7 protein-coding genes, 2 tRNA genes and 3 rRNA genes are annotated in these 16,759 nt (G+C 56.6%); 5 read left to right on the top strand and 7 right to left on the bottom strand.

The window, feature by feature from the left end; genetic code table 11:
• Positions 1 to 4: 4 nt before the first annotated feature.
• Entirely contained in the window at positions 5 to 1,348 is a 1,344-nt protein-coding gene (locus CPH57_RS22270) for a condensation domain-containing protein (RefSeq protein ID WP_046688075.1), read from the bottom strand.
• Positions 1,349 to 1,623: 275 nt separating this feature from the next.
• Entirely contained in the window at positions 1,624 to 2,940 is a 1,317-nt protein-coding gene (gene gltP, locus CPH57_RS22265) for a glutamate/aspartate:proton symporter GltP (protein WP_033641576.1), read from the bottom strand.
• Positions 2,941 to 3,841: 901 nt separating this feature from the next.
• Between gltP and acs the strand changes: the two genes are divergently transcribed.
• The 3 genes from acs to actP all read left to right on the top strand — a co-directional run bounded on the left by acs (position 3,842) and on the right by actP (position 7,852).
• A complete protein-coding gene (gene acs, locus CPH57_RS22260; RefSeq protein ID WP_033641574.1) occupies positions 3,842 to 5,800 on the top strand; it encodes an acetate--CoA ligase in 1,959 nt (652 codons plus the stop codon).
• Positions 5,801 to 5,891: 91 nt separating this feature from the next.
• Positions 5,892 to 6,203: a DUF485 domain-containing protein gene (locus tag CPH57_RS22255; protein WP_004930047.1), complete on the top strand. Its 312-nt coding sequence runs from the start codon at positions 5,892 to 5,894 to the stop codon at positions 6,201 to 6,203.
• Positions 6,200 to 7,852 (top strand): cation/acetate symporter ActP, encoded by a 1,653-nt coding sequence (gene actP, locus CPH57_RS22250; RefSeq protein WP_004930048.1) that lies wholly within the window; start codon positions 6,200 to 6,202, stop codon positions 7,850 to 7,852. Before CPH57_RS22255 ends, actP begins: the two co-directional genes overlap by 4 nt.
• 177 nt (positions 7,853 to 8,029) lie before the next feature.
• Here the strand turns inward: actP and rrf are convergent.
• The 5 genes from rrf to CPH57_RS22225 form a co-directional block, all read right to left on the bottom strand.
• Positions 8,030 to 8,145: ribosomal RNA gene (gene rrf, locus CPH57_RS22245) — 5S ribosomal RNA — on the bottom strand.
• A gap of 99 nt (positions 8,146 to 8,244) precedes the next feature.
• Positions 8,245 to 11,152 (bottom strand): 23S ribosomal RNA (locus CPH57_RS22240).
• Positions 11,153 to 11,358: 206 nt separating this feature from the next.
• Positions 11,359 to 11,434 (bottom strand) — tRNA-Ala (locus CPH57_RS22235).
• 38 nt (positions 11,435 to 11,472) lie between these two features.
• Positions 11,473 to 11,549 (bottom strand) — tRNA-Ile (locus CPH57_RS22230).
• A gap of 74 nt (positions 11,550 to 11,623) precedes the next feature.
• Positions 11,624 to 13,165, bottom strand: a 16S ribosomal RNA gene (locus tag CPH57_RS22225).
• Together the 16S, 23S and 5S rRNA genes with 2 tRNA genes alongside form the textbook arrangement of a ribosomal RNA operon.
• Before the next feature lie 637 nt (positions 13,166 to 13,802).
• Between CPH57_RS22225 and purH the strand changes: the two genes are divergently transcribed.
• Positions 13,803 to 15,392: a bifunctional phosphoribosylaminoimidazolecarboxamide formyltransferase/IMP cyclohydrolase gene (purH, locus tag CPH57_RS22220; protein ID WP_096242725.1), complete on the top strand. Its 1,590-nt coding sequence runs from the start codon at positions 13,803 to 13,805 to the stop codon at positions 15,390 to 15,392.
• Between the two features lie 48 nt (positions 15,393 to 15,440).
• On the top strand, positions 15,441 to 16,724 hold the full coding sequence (purD, locus tag CPH57_RS22215) for a phosphoribosylamine--glycine ligase (RefSeq protein WP_096242724.1): 1,284 nt from the start codon (positions 15,441 to 15,443) through the stop codon (positions 16,722 to 16,724).
• The last annotated feature ends 35 nt before the right edge of the window (positions 16,725 to 16,759 follow it).

Below are 16,759 nucleotides of genomic sequence, written 5' to 3'. Positions count from 1 at the left end.
GTTATCAGGCGGGCAATGCCGTCAGGGCCGCGAGCGGTTGCTCCCAGGCTTCTCGCTGCAGCGCGCGCAGCAGAAATTCTTGCAGCACCTCGCCATAGTCCAGCGCATCCTCCGTCGGGAACTGTTCCAGATAAATATCGATATCCACCTGCAGATCGCGGGCGTCGGTGCGGCCGCGATACGTCAGGTTGAAACCGTCGCCCGAGCCGCCGGCCAAAACGCGCCGGGCGCCGCGACAGCCGACAAAACGGGGCGCATCGAAGGGTTGCACGTTGATGAAGGGAGAAATAAAGAAGCGCGAGTTCGGATCCACGCCGCGATCGGCGGCCAGTTGGCGCAGACGATAGCCGGCGTGGCTGCGCAGCTCGCGCAGCTGCTGCGTCAGGGTGGTCAGAAAGCTCCCCAGCGTCTCCATTGGCGACGGCGATACCAGCAGCGGCAGTGTATTAACCGCCAGCGAAGGGACGTTGGTGGCGGCTTGCCCGCGGCGATTCATCGCAGGCATCCACATCGGCAACGCATCGCCCTGCCGGGCGTGACGCGGCATGACCTGAAACAGCCAGACCGCCGACAGCGCCACCAGCAAGTCGGGCCAATTGATGCCACTGCGTTCCGACTGCTGCGCCAGACGTTGCGCGACTTCTGTCGGCAACCGACGGTTGACGCTCAGGCGTCGCACGCCATACTCCCCGCCGCCCTTACGCACCGTCGGCAGCGCCTGCGACGGCGGCAGATAGGCCTGCCAAAAGCGCCGATCGCGCTCGCAGCGTTCAGAATCGACGTAGGCCAACTCGGCCTGTTGAAAGGGGGCGAAGGCGCCCAAAGGGATGCCCGCGCTCCCCTGGCCGAGGTAGTGCGCATATAGCGCGGCGCAGCGGTGCTCGATTAGCGCCATGCCGAAACCGTCGACCAGAATATGGTGCGCACGCACGTACCAGAGGTAACGCTCCGGTCCCAGCTTCAGCAGCCAGGCGGCGGCTAACGGTTCGCGGTGCAGCGCCCGGTGCTGCGCGATATCCTCGTGCATCAGGCTTTGCGCCGCCTGCCAGGGATCGCGATGCGTTTGCAGATCGATACGTTGCAATGACGGTATGCGCTGTGGCTCGTGCCGTAGCGGCGGTGGATGGTCGCCACGCCGTTCGCCAAAGCGCAGGGCAAACGCCTGCGTCTCGGCGAGGGTGGCGGCGATCGCCCGGCAGAGCGCCGCTTCCTCTATTGCGCCGCACAGTTCGGTGCAATGGGCGACGGTGGATAAGGTCTGCCCAGGGTGCAAGGTGTATTCTTCCCAGAAATCAAGCTGCGCTGGCGCCAGCGGCAACCATTCAGAGGCCAAAGCGGTGTCCGACATGTTACCTACCTTTGATAAGCCTGAATAAAAGCGCCGAACGGGCGATACCCCGCCGTTCAACGGCTTTTGTGTGTCTCCATACATCATCAAATGAAAATGATAATAACATCTATTATCATTTCCAATAATTTGGTAACACTTTAGATTCTGTTAAGCGGGGATGCAAGCGACGCAGCGGGGGCAGAGAAAAGAAAGTGGCAGGCTGAAAGGGCATAAAAACAAAACGCCCCGGGCACGGATGCCCGGGGCGGTTTTCATATCCCGCTAGCCGGTGATTAGCCTTGATTGGCCGGCTTCACCTTCTGCGCCAGGAACTCCGTTTCGTAGGCCAGCGCCTTCTTGCGATCGAACTGGTGCTCCCACTTGGCGATAACCAGTACCGCCAGCGCGTTGCCCACGACGTTCAGCGCGGTGCGCGCCATATCCAGGATACGGTCCACGCCGGCGATAAACGCCAGGCCTTCCAGCGGAATGCCGACGCTGCCCAACGTCGCCAGCAGCACCACGAACGAGACACCCGGCACGCCGGCGATCCCTTTCGAGGTCACCATCAGCGTCAGCACCAGCACGATCTCCTGCCCCAACGATAGCTCAATGCCGTACAGCTGGGCGATAAAGATGGCGGCGATGCTCTGGTACAGCGTCGAACCATCCAAATTAAAGGAGTAACCGGTCGGCACCACGAAACTGGTGATCGACTTGGGCGCGCCGTAAGCCTCCATCTTTTCGATGATGCGCGGCAGCACCGTTTCCGAACTGGCGGTGGAATAAGCCAGGATCAGTTCGTCTTTCAGGATGCGGATCAGCGTCCAGATGCGCAGGTTGCACAGCCGAGCGACCGCCCCCAGCACCACCAGGGCGAAGAACGCGATGGCGAAGTACACCAGCACCACCAGCTTGGCCAACGGCAGCAGCGAAGCGAAACCGAAGTTCGCCACCGTGACCGAAATCAGACCAAACACCCCGATCGGCGCATAACGCATGATCATGTGGGTGACTTTGAACATGCTCTCGGACACTGCCTTGAAGACCTTCAGCAGCGGCTCTTTGGTCTCTTTCGGCAACGACGACAGCCCCAGACCAAACAGCACCGAGAAGAAGATAATCGGCAGCATGTCGCCCTTGGCCATCGACGAGAAGACGTTCGACGGGATCAGCGACAGAATGGTCGCCACCAGGCTGTGCGAACCGCTTTGCACCTGTTCGGTGGTTTTCTCATACTGCGAAATGTCCACCGTGGTCAGCGTCGACATATCGATGCCGTGACCCGGTTGGAAGACGTTGGCCAAGGTGAGCCCCACCACGATGGCGATCGTGGTGATCACTTCGAAGTAAATAATGGTTTTCAATCCGATGCGGCCCAGCTTTTTCGCATCCCCCACGCCGGCAATACCGACGATCAGCGTGGAAATAACGATCGGCACCACAATCATCTTAATCAGACGAATAAAGATATCACCCGCCGGGCTGAGAATATTGCTCACCAGCCACTCACGAGATTCGGTCTGGTTGTGCAATACCGCGCCAACAATAATACCCAGCACCAACGCGATCAGGATTTGCCAAGCCAGGCTAATTTTTACACTTTTCATACCCAAAAAGTCCTCAAAGACTCTTTGCGCCGTACAAAGTCGCAACACGGCGAAAAGAATACTTAATCATTTATTACAGGCTTATGTTAATTCAGTGGAAGCGTTCACCTGCCCTGGGTGCGACGCAGTATAAATCTGTATCATCCGGGCGGCATGCTCTGCAAGCCTTGATTTGTCAGGGTTGAGCGCTGAATCGAATCACAAAAAATTCGCGCAACTATTTCAAATGGCATAATTGCTTGTTATTAAAAACATAATTTTTCATATAATGAAGCACATAACCGCGCCAGCGACGTTTTTTTGAACGCGATTAAAATGCGTTATTTTTCGTCCATTCTGCATATTTAGTCCGCATCAAATGTTTATATTTTGTTACTCAAAAGTCAAATAAATGGGAATTGACCGAGTGACATTTTCACCCATAAATGCAGCGCCGTTTTATATTCCGATTAAAAATCGAACAATTCGGCATGATGAATGCCACACGGTATTTCCCGAGTTTTCATCAGGAATTAAGCGTTAATAGAACGTTATTTCACGATGTGCCGTCCATCGTTATATCGCGTTAATACCAACTTCGAATATTAATAGCGAAAAATAATCAAAAAAGATTTATAGCGCGAAATAATGTCGGTCTCTCCCCCCCTTATTAAGCGCGAGGCAAACACCCTCGCCTTTGTTTATTCTTTTTTGTTCTTTAGATAAGTGTTTTTGGCTAAAAAAGCGGGTTTATGATGATTTAAACGCCAAATAGATAGATACGTACTGCAAATACGACAGAACTATTACAAATCAATATCTTTGTTGCGTGATCTGCCGCGCAAAAAAGAAACAAAGAATCGTAGCAAACTATACTTAACCTTCAGTTGACATATCATTAACAACTTCAAGGAGAAAAGCTATGAGCCAACTGCATAAACACGCTATTCCTTCTGCAATTGCAGAACGCGCCCTGATTAATCCGGCACAATACCAACAGTATTATCAACAGTCGGTTCAAGACCCAGAAGCTTTTTGGGGTGAGCATGGCAAAATCCTGGACTGGATCAAACCCTATACCAAAGTCAAAAACACCTCGTTCGATCCGGGCCACGTCAGCATCCGTTGGTTTGAAGACGGCACGTTGAACCTGGCGGCCAACTGCCTGGACCGTCATTTGGCTGAGCGCGGCGACCAGACCGCCATTATCTGGGAAGGCGATGACCCGACCCAATCCAAGAAAGTGACCTACAAACAGCTGCACCATGATGTCTGCCAATTCGCCAACGTGCTGAAAAAGCTCGGCGTGAAAAAAGGCGACGTGGTGGCTATCTATATGCCGATGGTGCCGGAAGCGGCGGTCGCGATGCTGGCCTGCGCCCGCATCGGCGCCGTACATTCGGTGATCTTCGGCGGCTTCTCACCGGAAGCGGTCGCCGGGCGCATTATCGACTCCAACGCCAAACTGGTGATCACCGCCGATGAAGGCCTGCGCGCCGGCCGCGCCGTGCCGCTGAAAAAGAACGTCGACGATGCGCTGAAAAACCCCGGCGTGGTCAGCGTGGCCAACGTCGTGGTGTTCCAGCGCACCGGCAAACCGGGTTACTGGCAGGAAGGGCGCGATCTGTGGTGGCATGAGCTGACCCAGGGCGTTTCCGCCGATTGCCCGCCGGAAGAAATGAACGCGGAAGATCCGCTGTTTATCCTGTACACCTCCGGCTCGACCGGCAAGCCAAAAGGCGTGCTGCACACCACTGGCGGCTACCTGGTGTACGCCGCGATGACCTTTAAGTATGTGTTCGACTATCACGACGGCGACATTTACTGGTGCACCGCCGACGTCGGCTGGGTCACCGGTCACAGCTATCTGCTGTACGGCCCGCTGGCCTGCGGCGCCACCACGCTGATGTTCGAAGGCGTACCTAACTATCCGGGCGTCAATCGTCTGTCTCAGGTGATCGACAAACACCAGGTCAACATTCTGTATACCGCGCCGACCGCCATTCGTGCCCTGATGGCCGAAGGCGACAAGGCGATCGAAGGCACCCGACGCGATTCGCTGCGCATCATGGGCTCGGTCGGCGAACCGATCAACCCGGAAGCCTGGGAGTGGTACTACAACAAGATAGGCAACGCCAAATGCCCGATCGTCGACACCTGGTGGCAAACTGAAACCGGCGGCTTCATGATTACCCCGCTGCCGGGCGCCACCGAGCTGAAGGCCGGTTCCGCCACTCGGCCTTTCTTCGGCGTACAGCCGGCGCTGGTTGATAATGTCGGCACGCCGCAGGAAGGCGCCTGCGAAGGCAACCTGGTGATCGTCGATTCCTGGCCGGGCCAGGCGCGCACCCTGTTCGGCGATCATGACCGCTTCGAGCAAACCTACTTCTCGACCTTCAAAGGCATGTATTTCAGCGGCGACGGCGCCCGCCGCGACGAGGACGGTTACTACTGGATCACCGGCCGCGTCGATGACGTGCTGAACGTCTCCGGCCACCGTTTGGGCACCGCCGAGATCGAGTCCGCGCTGGTATCTCACCCGAAAATCGCCGAAGCGGCGGTGGTCGGCATTCCTCATAACATCAAAGGCCAGGCGATCTACGCCTATATCACGCTGAACCACGGCGAAGAACCGACGCCGGAGCTCTATGCCGAAGTGCGCAACTGGGTGCGCAAAGAGATAGGGCCGATCGCCACGCCGGACGTGCTGCACTGGACAGATTCGCTGCCCAAAACGCGCTCCGGCAAGATCATGCGGCGTATCCTGCGCAAAATTGCCGCCGGCGACACCAGCAACCTGGGGGATACCTCCACGCTGGCGGATCCGGCTGTAGTCGACAAGCTGTTGGAAGAAAAACAATCAATGAAAGTGCCGTCATAATTTACGCCGCTTCAGGCCGCTCATTCGGATAACGCGCCGTTGAGCGGCCCTGGCGCGGCGTACTCTATCAATACCTACTGGAGACACTCTGATGAATGACACCATTTATCAAGGGATTGAAGAAAACCCGCGCTTTAAAGAGCTGGTGAGAAAACGCGGCCGGTTCGCCTGGCTGCTTTCGCTGATTACGCTGGCGCTGTACGTCGGCTTTATCTTGTTGATCGCCTTCGATCCCCAATGGCTCGGCACGCCGATCGCCGCCGGATCGACCATTACCCGCGGGATCCCGGTCGGCGTCGGGCTGATCGTGATCTCTTTCGTCTTGACCGGGATCTATGTCTTCCGCGCCAACGGCGAATTCGATCGCCTCACCGCAGAGATTCTGCGCGAGGTGAAACAATGAAGCGCTTATTGTCCGCCGCCGCGCTGCTGTTGCTGCCGGGCCTGGCCTGCGCCGACGCCATTGGCGGCGAGGTGCATCGTCAGCCGCTGAACATCCAGGCGATCGTGATGTTTATCCTGTTTGTCGGCGCCACGCTCTACATCACCTATTGGGCCTCCAAACGCACCCGTTCCCGTCAGGACTACTACACCGCGGGCGGGCGCATCACCGGTCTGCAAAACGGGCTGGCGATCGCCGGCGACTTCATGTCCGCCGCCTCGTTCCTCGGCATCTCCGCACTGGTCTATACCTCGGGCTATGACGGCCTGATCTACTCCATCGGCTTCCTCATCGGCTGGCCGATCATTCTGTTCCTGATCGCGGAACGCCTGCGCAATCTCGGCCGCTATACCTTCGCCGATGTCGCCTCTTACCGTCTGCAGCAGAAACCGATCCGCACCCTCTCGGCCTGCGGCTCGTTGGTGGTGGTGGCGTTGTATCTGATCGCGCAGATGGTCGGCGCCGGCAAGCTGATCCAGCTGCTGTTCGGGCTCAACTACCATGTGGCGGTGATCCTGGTCGGTATCCTGATGGTGCTGTACGTGCTGTTCGGCGGCATGCTGGCCACCACCTGGGTGCAGATCATCAAAGCGGTGCTGCTGCTGGCCGGCGCCAGCTTTATGGCGCTGATGGTGATGAAGTCGGTTAACTTCGACTTCAATACCCTGTTCGCCGAAGCGGTGAAGGTGCATCCGAAAGGCATCGCCATCATGAGCCCCGGCGGGCTGGTGTCCGATCCGATTTCCGCGCTGTCGCTTGGCCTGGCGCTGATGTTCGGCACCGCCGGTCTGCCGCACATCTTGATGCGTTTCTTCACCGTGAGTGACGCCAAGGAAGCGCGCAAGAGCGTGTTCTACGCCACCGGCTTTATCGGTTACTTCTATATTCTGACCTTTATCATCGGCTTCGGCGCCATCCTGCTGGTCAGCGCCAATCCGGCGTTCAAAGACGCCACCGGCGCGCTGCTGGGCGGCACCAACATGGCGGCGGTGCATCTGGCCAATGCCGTTGGCGGCAACTTCTTCCTCGGCTTTATCTCGGCGGTGGCGTTCGCCACCATTCTGGCGGTGGTTGCGGGCCTGACGCTGGCCGGCGCCTCGGCCGTGTCCCACGATCTGTACGCCAGCGTGATTAAAAACGGCAAGGCGACCGAGCGCGATGAGCTGAAGGTCTCCAAGATCACCGTCGTGGTATTAGGCCTGGTCGCCATTGCCCTGGGGATTTTGTTCGAGAAGCAGAATATCGCCTTTATGGTCGGGCTGGCGTTCTCCATCGCCGCCAGCTGTAACTTCCCTATCATCATCCTGTCGATGTACTGGTCGCGTTTGACGACCCGCGGCGCGATGATTGGCGGCTGGTTAGGCCTGCTGACAGCGGTGATTCTGATGATCCTCGGCCCGACGATCTGGGTGCAGATCCTCGGCCATGAGAAACCGATTTACCCGTACGAATACCCGGCGCTGTTCTCGATGATCGTGGCCTTTGTCGGCACCTGGCTGTTCTCGATCACCGACAGCTCGCTGGCCGGGCAGCAAGAGCGGGAACGCTTCCGGGCGCAGTTTGTTCGTTCGCAAACCGGGCTGGGCATTTCTCAGGGCAGCTCGCATTGACCGAATAATAAGTGAAAAAAGCAAACACACCCTAATCAAAGGCCCTTCGGGGCCTTTTCTCTGGCTCGCTGACGGAGAATAAGGAGGGGAAAGCAGCGCAGCGTAGCTGCGCTTTTTACGTTTTACGCACAGCAAAAAGCCCTGAACGTCAGTTCAGGGCTTTCGGCTTTGTTTGATGCCTGGCAGTGTCCTACTCTCGCATGGGGAGACCCCACACTACCATCGGCGCTACGGCGTTTCACTTCTGAGTTCGGCATGGGGTCAGGTGGGACCACCGCGCTATTGCCGCCAGGCAAATTCTGTTTCATTCCAACCGCCTCACTTCCGTGAAGCCATCAGAACCAATCTTGGAACGTCGCTGAAAATCTCTCTAAAAACACCTTCGGTGTTGTAAGGTTAAGCCTCACGGATCATTAGTACTGGTTAGCTCAATGCATCGCTGCACTTACACACCCAGCCTATCAACGTCTTAGTCTTAAACGTTCCTTCAGGGACCTTAAAGGCCCAGGGAAGACTCATCTTGAGGCAAGTTTCGCGCTTAGATGCTTTCAGCGCTTATCTTTTCCGCACTTAGCTACCGGGCAATGCCATTGGCATGACAACCCGAACACCAGTGGTGCGTTCACTCCGGTCCTCTCGTACTAGGAGCAACCCCTCTCAATCTTCCAACGCCCACGGCAGATAGGGACCGAACTGTCTCACGACGTTCTAAACCCAGCTCGCGTACCACTTTAAATGGCGAACAGCCATACCCTTGGGACCTACTTCAGCCCCAGGATGTGATGAGCCGACATCGAGGTGCCAAACACCGCCGTCGATATGAACTCTTGGGCGGTATCAGCCTGTTATCCCCGGAGTACCTTTTATCCGTTGAGCGATGGCCCTTCCATTCAGAACCACCGGATCACTAAGACCTACTTTCGTACCTGCTCGAGCCGTCACTCTCGCAGTCAAGCTAGCTTATGCCTTTGCACTAACCTCACGATGTCCGACCGTGATTAGCTAACCTTCGTGCTCCTCCGTTACTCTTTGGGAGGAGACCGCCCCAGTCAAACTACCCACCAGACACTGTCCTCACCCCAGATTATGGGGCCGAGTTAGAACATCAAACATTAAAGGGTGGTATTTCAAGGATGGCTCCACGCAGACTGGCGTCCACGCTTCAAAGCCTCCCACCTATCCTACACATCAAGGCTCAATGTTCAGTGTCAAGCTATAGTAAAGGTTCACGGGGTCTTTCCGTCTTGCCGCGGGTACACTGCATCTTCACAGCGAGTTCAATTTCACTGAGTCTCGGGTGGAGACAGCCTGGCCATCATTACGCCATTCGTGCAGGTCGGAACTTACCCGACAAGGAATTTCGCTACCTTAGGACCGTTATAGTTACGGCCGCCGTTTACTGGGGCTTCGATCAAGAGCTTCGCCTTGCGGCTGACCCCATCAATTAACCTTCCAGCACCGGGCAGGCGTCACACCGTATACGTCCACTTTCGTGTTTGCACAGTGCTGTGTTTTTATTAAACAGTTGCAGCCAGCTGGTATCTTCGACTGGCTTCAGCTCCATCCGCAAGGGACTTCACCTACATGCCAGCGTGCCTTCTCCCGAAGTTACGGCACCATTTTGCCTAGTTCCTTCACCCGAGTTCTCTCAAGCGCCTTGGTATTCTCTACCTGACCACCTGTGTCGGTTTGGGGTACGATTTAATGTTACCTGGAGCTTAGAGGATTTTCCTGGAAGCAGGGCATCAACTACTTCTGCACCGTAGTGCATCGTCATCACGCCTCAGGGTTAGCATGCAACCGGATTTACCAGGTCACACCCCCTACACGCTTAAACCGGGACAACCGTCGCCCGGCTAGCCTAGCCTTCTCCGTCCCCCCTTCGCAGTAACACCAAGTACAGGAATATTAACCTGTTTCCCATCGACTACGCTTTTCAGCCTCGCCTTAGGGGTCGACTCACCCTGCCCCGATTAACGTTGGACAGGAACCCTTGGTCTTCCGGCGAGCGGGCTTTTCACCCGCTTTATCGTTACTTATGTCAGCATTCGCACTTCTGATACCTCCAGCAACCCTCACAGGCCACCTTCAACGGCTTACAGAACGCTCCCCTACCCAACAACGCCTAAGCGTCGCTGCCGCAGCTTCGGTGCATGGTTTAGCCCCGTTACATCTTCCGCGCAGGCCGACTCGACCAGTGAGCTATTACGCTTTCTTTAAATGATGGCTGCTTCTAAGCCAACATCCTGGCTGTCTATGCCTTCCCACATCGTTTCCCACTTAACCATGACTTTGGGACCTTAGCTGGCGGTCTGGGTTGTTTCCCTCTTCACGACGGACGTTAGCACCCGCCGTGTGTCTCCCGTGATAACATTCTTCGGTATTCGGAGTTTGCATCGGTTTGGTAAGCCGGGATGGCCCCCTAGCCGAAACAGTGCTCTACCCCCGAAGATGAGTTCACGAGGCGCTACCTAAATAGCTTTCGGGGAGAACCAGCTATCTCCCGGTTTGATTGGCCTTTCACCCCCAGCCACAAGTCATCCGCTAATTTTTCAACATTAGTCGGTTCGGTCCTCCAGTTAGTGTTACCCAACCTTCAACCTGCCCATGGCTAGATCACCGGGTTTCGGGTCTATACCTTGCAACTATTCGCCCAGTTAAGACTCGGTTTCCCTACGGCTCCCCTATACGGTTAACCTTGCTACAAAATATAAGTCGCTGACCCATTATACAAAAGGTACGCAGTCACACCACGAAGGTGCTCCCACTGCTTGTACGTACACGGTTTCAGGTTCTATTTCACTCCCCTCGCCGGGGTTCTTTTCGCCTTTCCCTCACGGTACTGGTTCACTATCGGTCAGTCAGGAGTATTTAGCCTTGGAGGATGGTCCCCCCATATTCAGACAGGATGTCACGTGTCCCGCCCTACTCATCGAACTCACGACCTGTGCATTTTAGTGTACGGGGCTATCACCCTTTACTGCGCGACTTTCCAGACGCTTCCACTAACACACAAGCCGATTCAGGTTCTGGGCTCCTCCCCGTTCGCTCGCCGCTACTGGGGGAATCTCGGTTGATTTCTTTTCCTCGGGGTACTTAGATGTTTCAGTTCCCCCGGTTCGCCTCATGCCACTATGTATTCATGACATGATAGTGTGTCGAAACACACTGGGTTTCCCCATTCGGGTATCGCCGGTTATAACGGTTCATATCACCTTACCGACGCTTTTCGCAGATTAGCACGCCCTTCATCGCCTCTGACTGCCTAGGCATCCACCGTGTACGCTTAGTCACTTAACCTCACAACCCGAAGATGTTTCCATCGTTCGCGCTGCAAACATTTGAGAGACTCTATGACAGGTTACTCTTCATCCCAATACATCTACGGAGGGATAAATTTCAGCCGTCATGTTTCAATTTTCAGCTTGTTCCAGATTGTTAAAGAGCAAAATACTTCGCAGCATACTGTCGCCAATATACTCTGAAGTATTCAATACCGGACTATATGGTGGAGCTAAGCGGGATCGAACCGCTGACCTCCTGCGTGCAAGGCAGGCGCTCTCCCAGCTGAGCTATAGCCCCATACAGTCACGTGCAGTACCTTTTCCACTTACAAGAAGTGGTAGGCCTGAGTGGACTTGAACCACCGACCTCACCCTTATCAGGGGTGCGCTCTAACCACCTGAGCTACAAGCCTATAAAGGTATTTCTGCTCGTTACTTTCTATCAGACAATCTGTGTGAGCACGCCACTCGAACTAATATCTTTAGGTAAGGAGGTGATCCAACCGCAGGTTCCCCTACGGTTACCTTGTTACGACTTCACCCCAGTCATGAATCACAAAGTGGTAAGCGCCCTCCCGAAGGTTAAGCTACCTACTTCTTTTGCAACCCACTCCCATGGTGTGACGGGCGGTGTGTACAAGGCCCGGGAACGTATTCACCGTAGCATTCTGATCTACGATTACTAGCGATTCCGACTTCATGGAGTCGAGTTGCAGACTCCAATCCGGACTACGACGTACTTTATGAGGTCCGCTTGCTCTCGCGAGGTCGCTTCTCTTTGTATACGCCATTGTAGCACGTGTGTAGCCCTACTCGTAAGGGCCATGATGACTTGACGTCATCCCCACCTTCCTCCAGTTTATCACTGGCAGTCTCCTTTGAGTTCCCGGCCGAACCGCTGGCAACAAAGGATAAGGGTTGCGCTCGTTGCGGGACTTAACCCAACATTTCACAACACGAGCTGACGACAGCCATGCAGCACCTGTCTCAGAGTTCCCGAAGGCACCAAAGCATCTCTGCTAAGTTCTCTGGATGTCAAGAGTAGGTAAGGTTCTTCGCGTTGCATCGAATTAAACCACATGCTCCACCGCTTGTGCGGGCCCCCGTCAATTCATTTGAGTTTTAACCTTGCGGCCGTACTCCCCAGGCGGTCGATTTAACGCGTTAGCTCCGGAAGCCACGCCTCAAGGGCACAACCTCCAAATCGACATCGTTTACAGCGTGGACTACCAGGGTATCTAATCCTGTTTGCTCCCCACGCTTTCGCACCTGAGCGTCAGTCTTCGTCCAGGGGGCCGCCTTCGCCACCGGTATTCCTCCAGATCTCTACGCATTTCACCGCTACACCTGGAATTCTACCCCCCTCTACGAGACTCTAGCTTGCCAGTTTCAAATGCAGTTCCCAGGTTGAGCCCGGGGATTTCACATCTGACTTAACAAACCGCCTGCGTGCGCTTTACGCCCAGTAATTCCGATTAACGCTTGCACCCTCCGTATTACCGCGGCTGCTGGCACGGAGTTAGCCGGTGCTTCTTCTGCGAGTAACGTCAATTGATGAGCGTATTAGGCTCACCACCTTCCTCCTCGCTGAAAGTGCTTTACAACCCGAAGGCCTTCTTCACACACGCGGCATGGCTGCATCAGGCTTGCGCCCATTGTGCAATATTCCCCACTGCTGCCTCCCGTAGGAGTCTGGACCGTGTCTCAGTTCCAGTGTGGCTGGTCATCCTCTCAGACCAGCTAGGGATCGTCGCCTAGGTGAGCCATTACCCCACCTACTAGCTAATCCCATCTGGGCACATCTGATGGCAAGAGGCCCGAAGGTCCCCCTCTTTGGTCTTGCGACGTTATGCGGTATTAGCTACCGTTTCCAGTAGTTATCCCCCTCCATCAGGCAGTTTCCCAGACATTACTCACCCGTCCGCCGCTCGTCACCCAGGGAGCAAGCTCCCCTGTGCTACCGCTCGACTTGCATGTGTTAAGCCTGCCGCCAGCGTTCAATCTGAGCCATGATCAAACTCTTCAATTAAAAGCTTGATTTGCTTCCACTCGAGAAGCGATGCTCAAAGATTTACTGCATGAATTTTACTTCAGTTAGTCACTCTTCAAGACTTGATATTTTTTTGCATCCGAAGATGCTGGATATCGTCTTGTGGAGTGCCCACACAGATTGTCTGATAAATTGTTAAAGAGCAGTGAGTTAGGCGCTTTCGCTTGCTAACTCGAGGTGGCGTATATTACGCTTTCCTCTTTCAGAGTCAACCCTAATTTTCAGGATTTTTTCTCTGCGACCCCCGGAGACTCTGTGAAGTTGTTCACATGTTCCGTGTCGATGGAGGCGCATTATAGGGAGTTCCTCGCAGGCCGCAACAGGTATTTTCAGCAAAAACGATCGTTAGCTGCATTCCACAGCAAAACCCCGCTTTATACCCACTTGCACACAGTGTTATCCACAGATGCGATTTGTACGGAAAATTTACGAGCGCCACGCAAACGTTTTCGCTACAATTCCCCGCGACGAAACGATCCCCCTTTTTACGGGGGCGTTACCTGAATTTGTGCCTGTCCCTCCCTTTATAAGGCAGAAAACCGCGCTTTATAGAGAGAACGAGGTGGACATTCACGTAACGCTCTTTAATTGCGACTCAAAGCCAAGGGATAAAACCATGCAACAACCTCGTCCAATCCGCCGGGCTCTGCTCAGCGTGTCTGACAAAGCCGGTATCGTTGAATTCGCCGAAGCGCTTTCCCAGCGCGGCGTTGAACTGCTCTCCACCGGCGGCACCGCCCGCCTGCTGGCAGACGCCGGTCTGCCCGTTACCGAAGTTTCCGACTACACCGGCTTCCCGGAGATGATGGACGGACGAGTTAAGACCCTGCACCCGAAAGTTCACGGCGGTATCCTCGGCCGCCGCGGCCAGGATGACGCGGTCATGAATAAGCATGACATCCAGCCGATCGACATGGTGGTCGTCAATCTGTACCCGTTCGCCCAAACCGTAGCGCGCCCGGATTGCTCGCTGGAAGACGCGGTCGAAAATATCGATATCGGCGGCCCGACCATGGTGCGCTCCGCCGCCAAGAACCATAAAGACGTCGCCATCGTGGTGAAGAGCAGCGACTACGCCGCCATCATTACCGAGATGGACAACAACGACGGCTCGCTGCGCTATGCCACCCGCTTCGATCTCGCCATCAAGGCCTTCGAACACACCGCCGCCTACGACAGCATGATCGCCAACTACTTCGGCGCGCTGGTGCCGGCGTACCACGGCGAGACCGAACAGCCGTCCGGCCGCTTCCCTCGTACCCTGAACCTCAACTACATCAAGAAGCAGGATATGCGTTACGGTGAGAACAGCCACCAGCAAGCCGCCTTCTATATAGAAGAAGAGGTAAAGGAAGCGTCCGTCGCGACCGCCGAGCAGTTGCAGGGCAAAGCACTCTCCTATAACAACATCGCCGATACCGACGCCGCGCTGGAATGCGTGAAAGAGTTCGCCGAACCGGCCTGCGTGATCGTCAAGCACGCCAACCCTTGCGGCGTGGCGATCGGCGACGACATCCTCGCCGCCTATGAGCGCGCTTACCAAACCGACCCGACTTCCGCCTTCGGCGGCATCATCGCCTTTAACCGCGAGCTGGACGCCGCCACCGCGCAGGCGATCATCAGCCGCCAGTTCGTGGAAGTGATCATCGCGCCAAACGTCACTCAGGAAGCGCGCTCCCTGCTGGCCGCCAAACAGAACGTGCGCGTGCTGGCCTGCGGCCAGTGGCAGCAACGCGTGGCGGGGCTGGACTTCAAGCGCGTCAACGGCGGGCTGCTGGTACAGGATCGCGATCTCGGCATGGTGACCGCCGCCGATCTGCGCGTGGTATCCGAGCGCCAACCGACCGAACAGGAACTGCGTGACGCGCTGTTCTGCTGGAAAGTGGCCAAGTTCGTGAAATCCAACGCCATCGTTTATGCACGTGACAACATGACCATCGGCATAGGCGCCGGCCAGATGAGCCGCGTTTATTCCGCCAAGATCGCCGGCATCAAAGCGAGCGACGAAGGGCTGGAAGTGAAAGGATCCGCCATGGCCTCCGACGCCTTCTTCCCGTTCCGTGACGGCATCGATGCCGCAGCTGCAGTCGGCATCACCTGCGTGATCCAGCCTGGCGGCTCGATCCGCGACGACGAAGTGATCGCCGCCGCCAACGAACACGGCATCGCGATGATCTTCACCGACATGCGTCATTTCCGCCATTAATTCCTTTTGCCGCGTGCGCTCCGGCGCACGCCATTCGTGGAGCCCCTGATGAACATTTTGATTATCGGCAACGGCGGGCGCGAACACGCGCTGGCCTGGAAAGCCGCCCAGTCTCCGCTGGCGGATAAAGTCTACGTTGCGCCGGGCAATGCCGGTACCGCGCTGGAAGCCAATCTGGAGAACGTGGCGATCGTCGCCACCGATATCCCCGCCCTGGTCGCTTTCGCCCAGAGCCATGACATCGGTCTGACCATCGTCGGGCCGGAAGCCCCGCTGGTGATTGGCGTGGTCGACGCCTTCCAGGCCGCCGGTCTGAAAATCTTCGGCCCGACGCAGGCCGCCGCGCAGCTCGAAGGCTCCAAAGCTTTCACTAAGGATTTCCTGGCGCGCCACCGCATCCCGACCGCCGAATATGAAAACTTCACCGACGTGGAGCCGGCGCTGGCCTACGTGCGCAGCAAAGGCGCGCCGATCGTCATCAAGGCCGATGGCCTGGCGGCCGGTAAAGGCGTGATCGTCGCGATGACGCTGCAGGAAGCGGAAGAGGCGGTGCGCGACATGTTGGCCGGCAACGCCTTCGGCGACGCCGGTCATCGCATCGTGGTGGAAGAGTTCCTTGACGGTGAAGAGGCCAGCTTCATCGTGATGGTCGACGGCGAGAACGTGGTGCCGATGGCCACCAGCCAGGACCACAAGCGCGTCGGCGACGGCGACACCGGCCCGAACACCGGCGGCATGGGCGCCTATTCTCCCGCACCGGTAGTGACCGACGAAATCCACCGGCGCGCCATGGACCAGGTGATCTGGCCGACGGTGCGCGGCATGGCGGCGGAAGGCAACACCTACGTCGGCTTCCTTTACGCCGGCCTGATGATCGCCGCCGACGGCCAGCCGAAGGTGATCGAATTCAACTGTCGTTTCGGCGATCCGGAAACCCAGCCGATCATGCTGCGCCTGCGTTCCGATCTGGTGGAACTGTGCCTGGCGGGCGCCGAAGGTCGCCTGAACGAGAAAACCTCCGACTGGGACGAGCGCCCCGCGCTCGGCGTGGTGCTGGCGGCCGGCGGTTATCCGGGTGACTATCGCAACGGCGAGGTGATCCAGGGGCTGCCGCAACAGGAAAGCGCCGACGGTAAGGTCTTCCATGCCGGCACGCGCCTGCAGGGCGATGACGTCGTCACCAGCGGCGGTCGCGTTCTGTGCGTGACGGCGCTGGGCGACACCGTGGCGCAGGCGCAACAACGCGCCTATCAGCTGGCGGAAGGCATCCAGTGGCCGGGCAGCTTCTGCCGCAAAGATATCGGTTATCGCGCGATTGCGCGCGGCAAGTGATTCGACCTGATAAGGTCATGACAAGAGGCTCCGCA

Source organism: Serratia sp. JKS000199, assembly GCF_900215455.1.
Taxonomy (GTDB): domain Bacteria; phylum Pseudomonadota; class Gammaproteobacteria; order Enterobacterales; family Enterobacteriaceae; genus Serratia; species Serratia ureilytica.
Note: the sequence above shows the minus strand (reverse complement) of the source record. Positions and strands in the feature narration are given on the sequence as shown.

Bases quoted from the DNA above. Each gene is read 5' to 3' on its own strand.
- CPH57_RS22255 (WP_004930047.1), top strand. From the start codon at position 5,892: ATGAATGACACCATTTATCAAGGGATTGAAGAAAACCCGCGCTTTAAA.
- gltP (WP_033641576.1), bottom strand. From the start codon at position 2,940: ATGAAAAGTGTAAAAATTAGCCTGGCTTGGCAAATCCTGATCGCGTTG.
- purH (WP_096242725.1), top strand. From the start codon at position 13,803: ATGCAACAACCTCGTCCAATCCGCCGGGCTCTGCTCAGCGTGTCTGAC.
- purD (WP_096242724.1), top strand. From the start codon at position 15,441: ATGAACATTTTGATTATCGGCAACGGCGGGCGCGAACACGCGCTGGCC.
- actP (WP_004930048.1), top strand. From the start codon at position 6,200: ATGAAGCGCTTATTGTCCGCCGCCGCGCTGCTGTTGCTGCCGGGCCTG.
- CPH57_RS22270 (WP_046688075.1), bottom strand. From the start codon at position 1,348: ATGTCGGACACCGCTTTGGCCTCTGAATGGTTGCCGCTGGCGCCAGCG.
- acs (WP_033641574.1), top strand. From the start codon at position 3,842: ATGAGCCAACTGCATAAACACGCTATTCCTTCTGCAATTGCAGAACGC.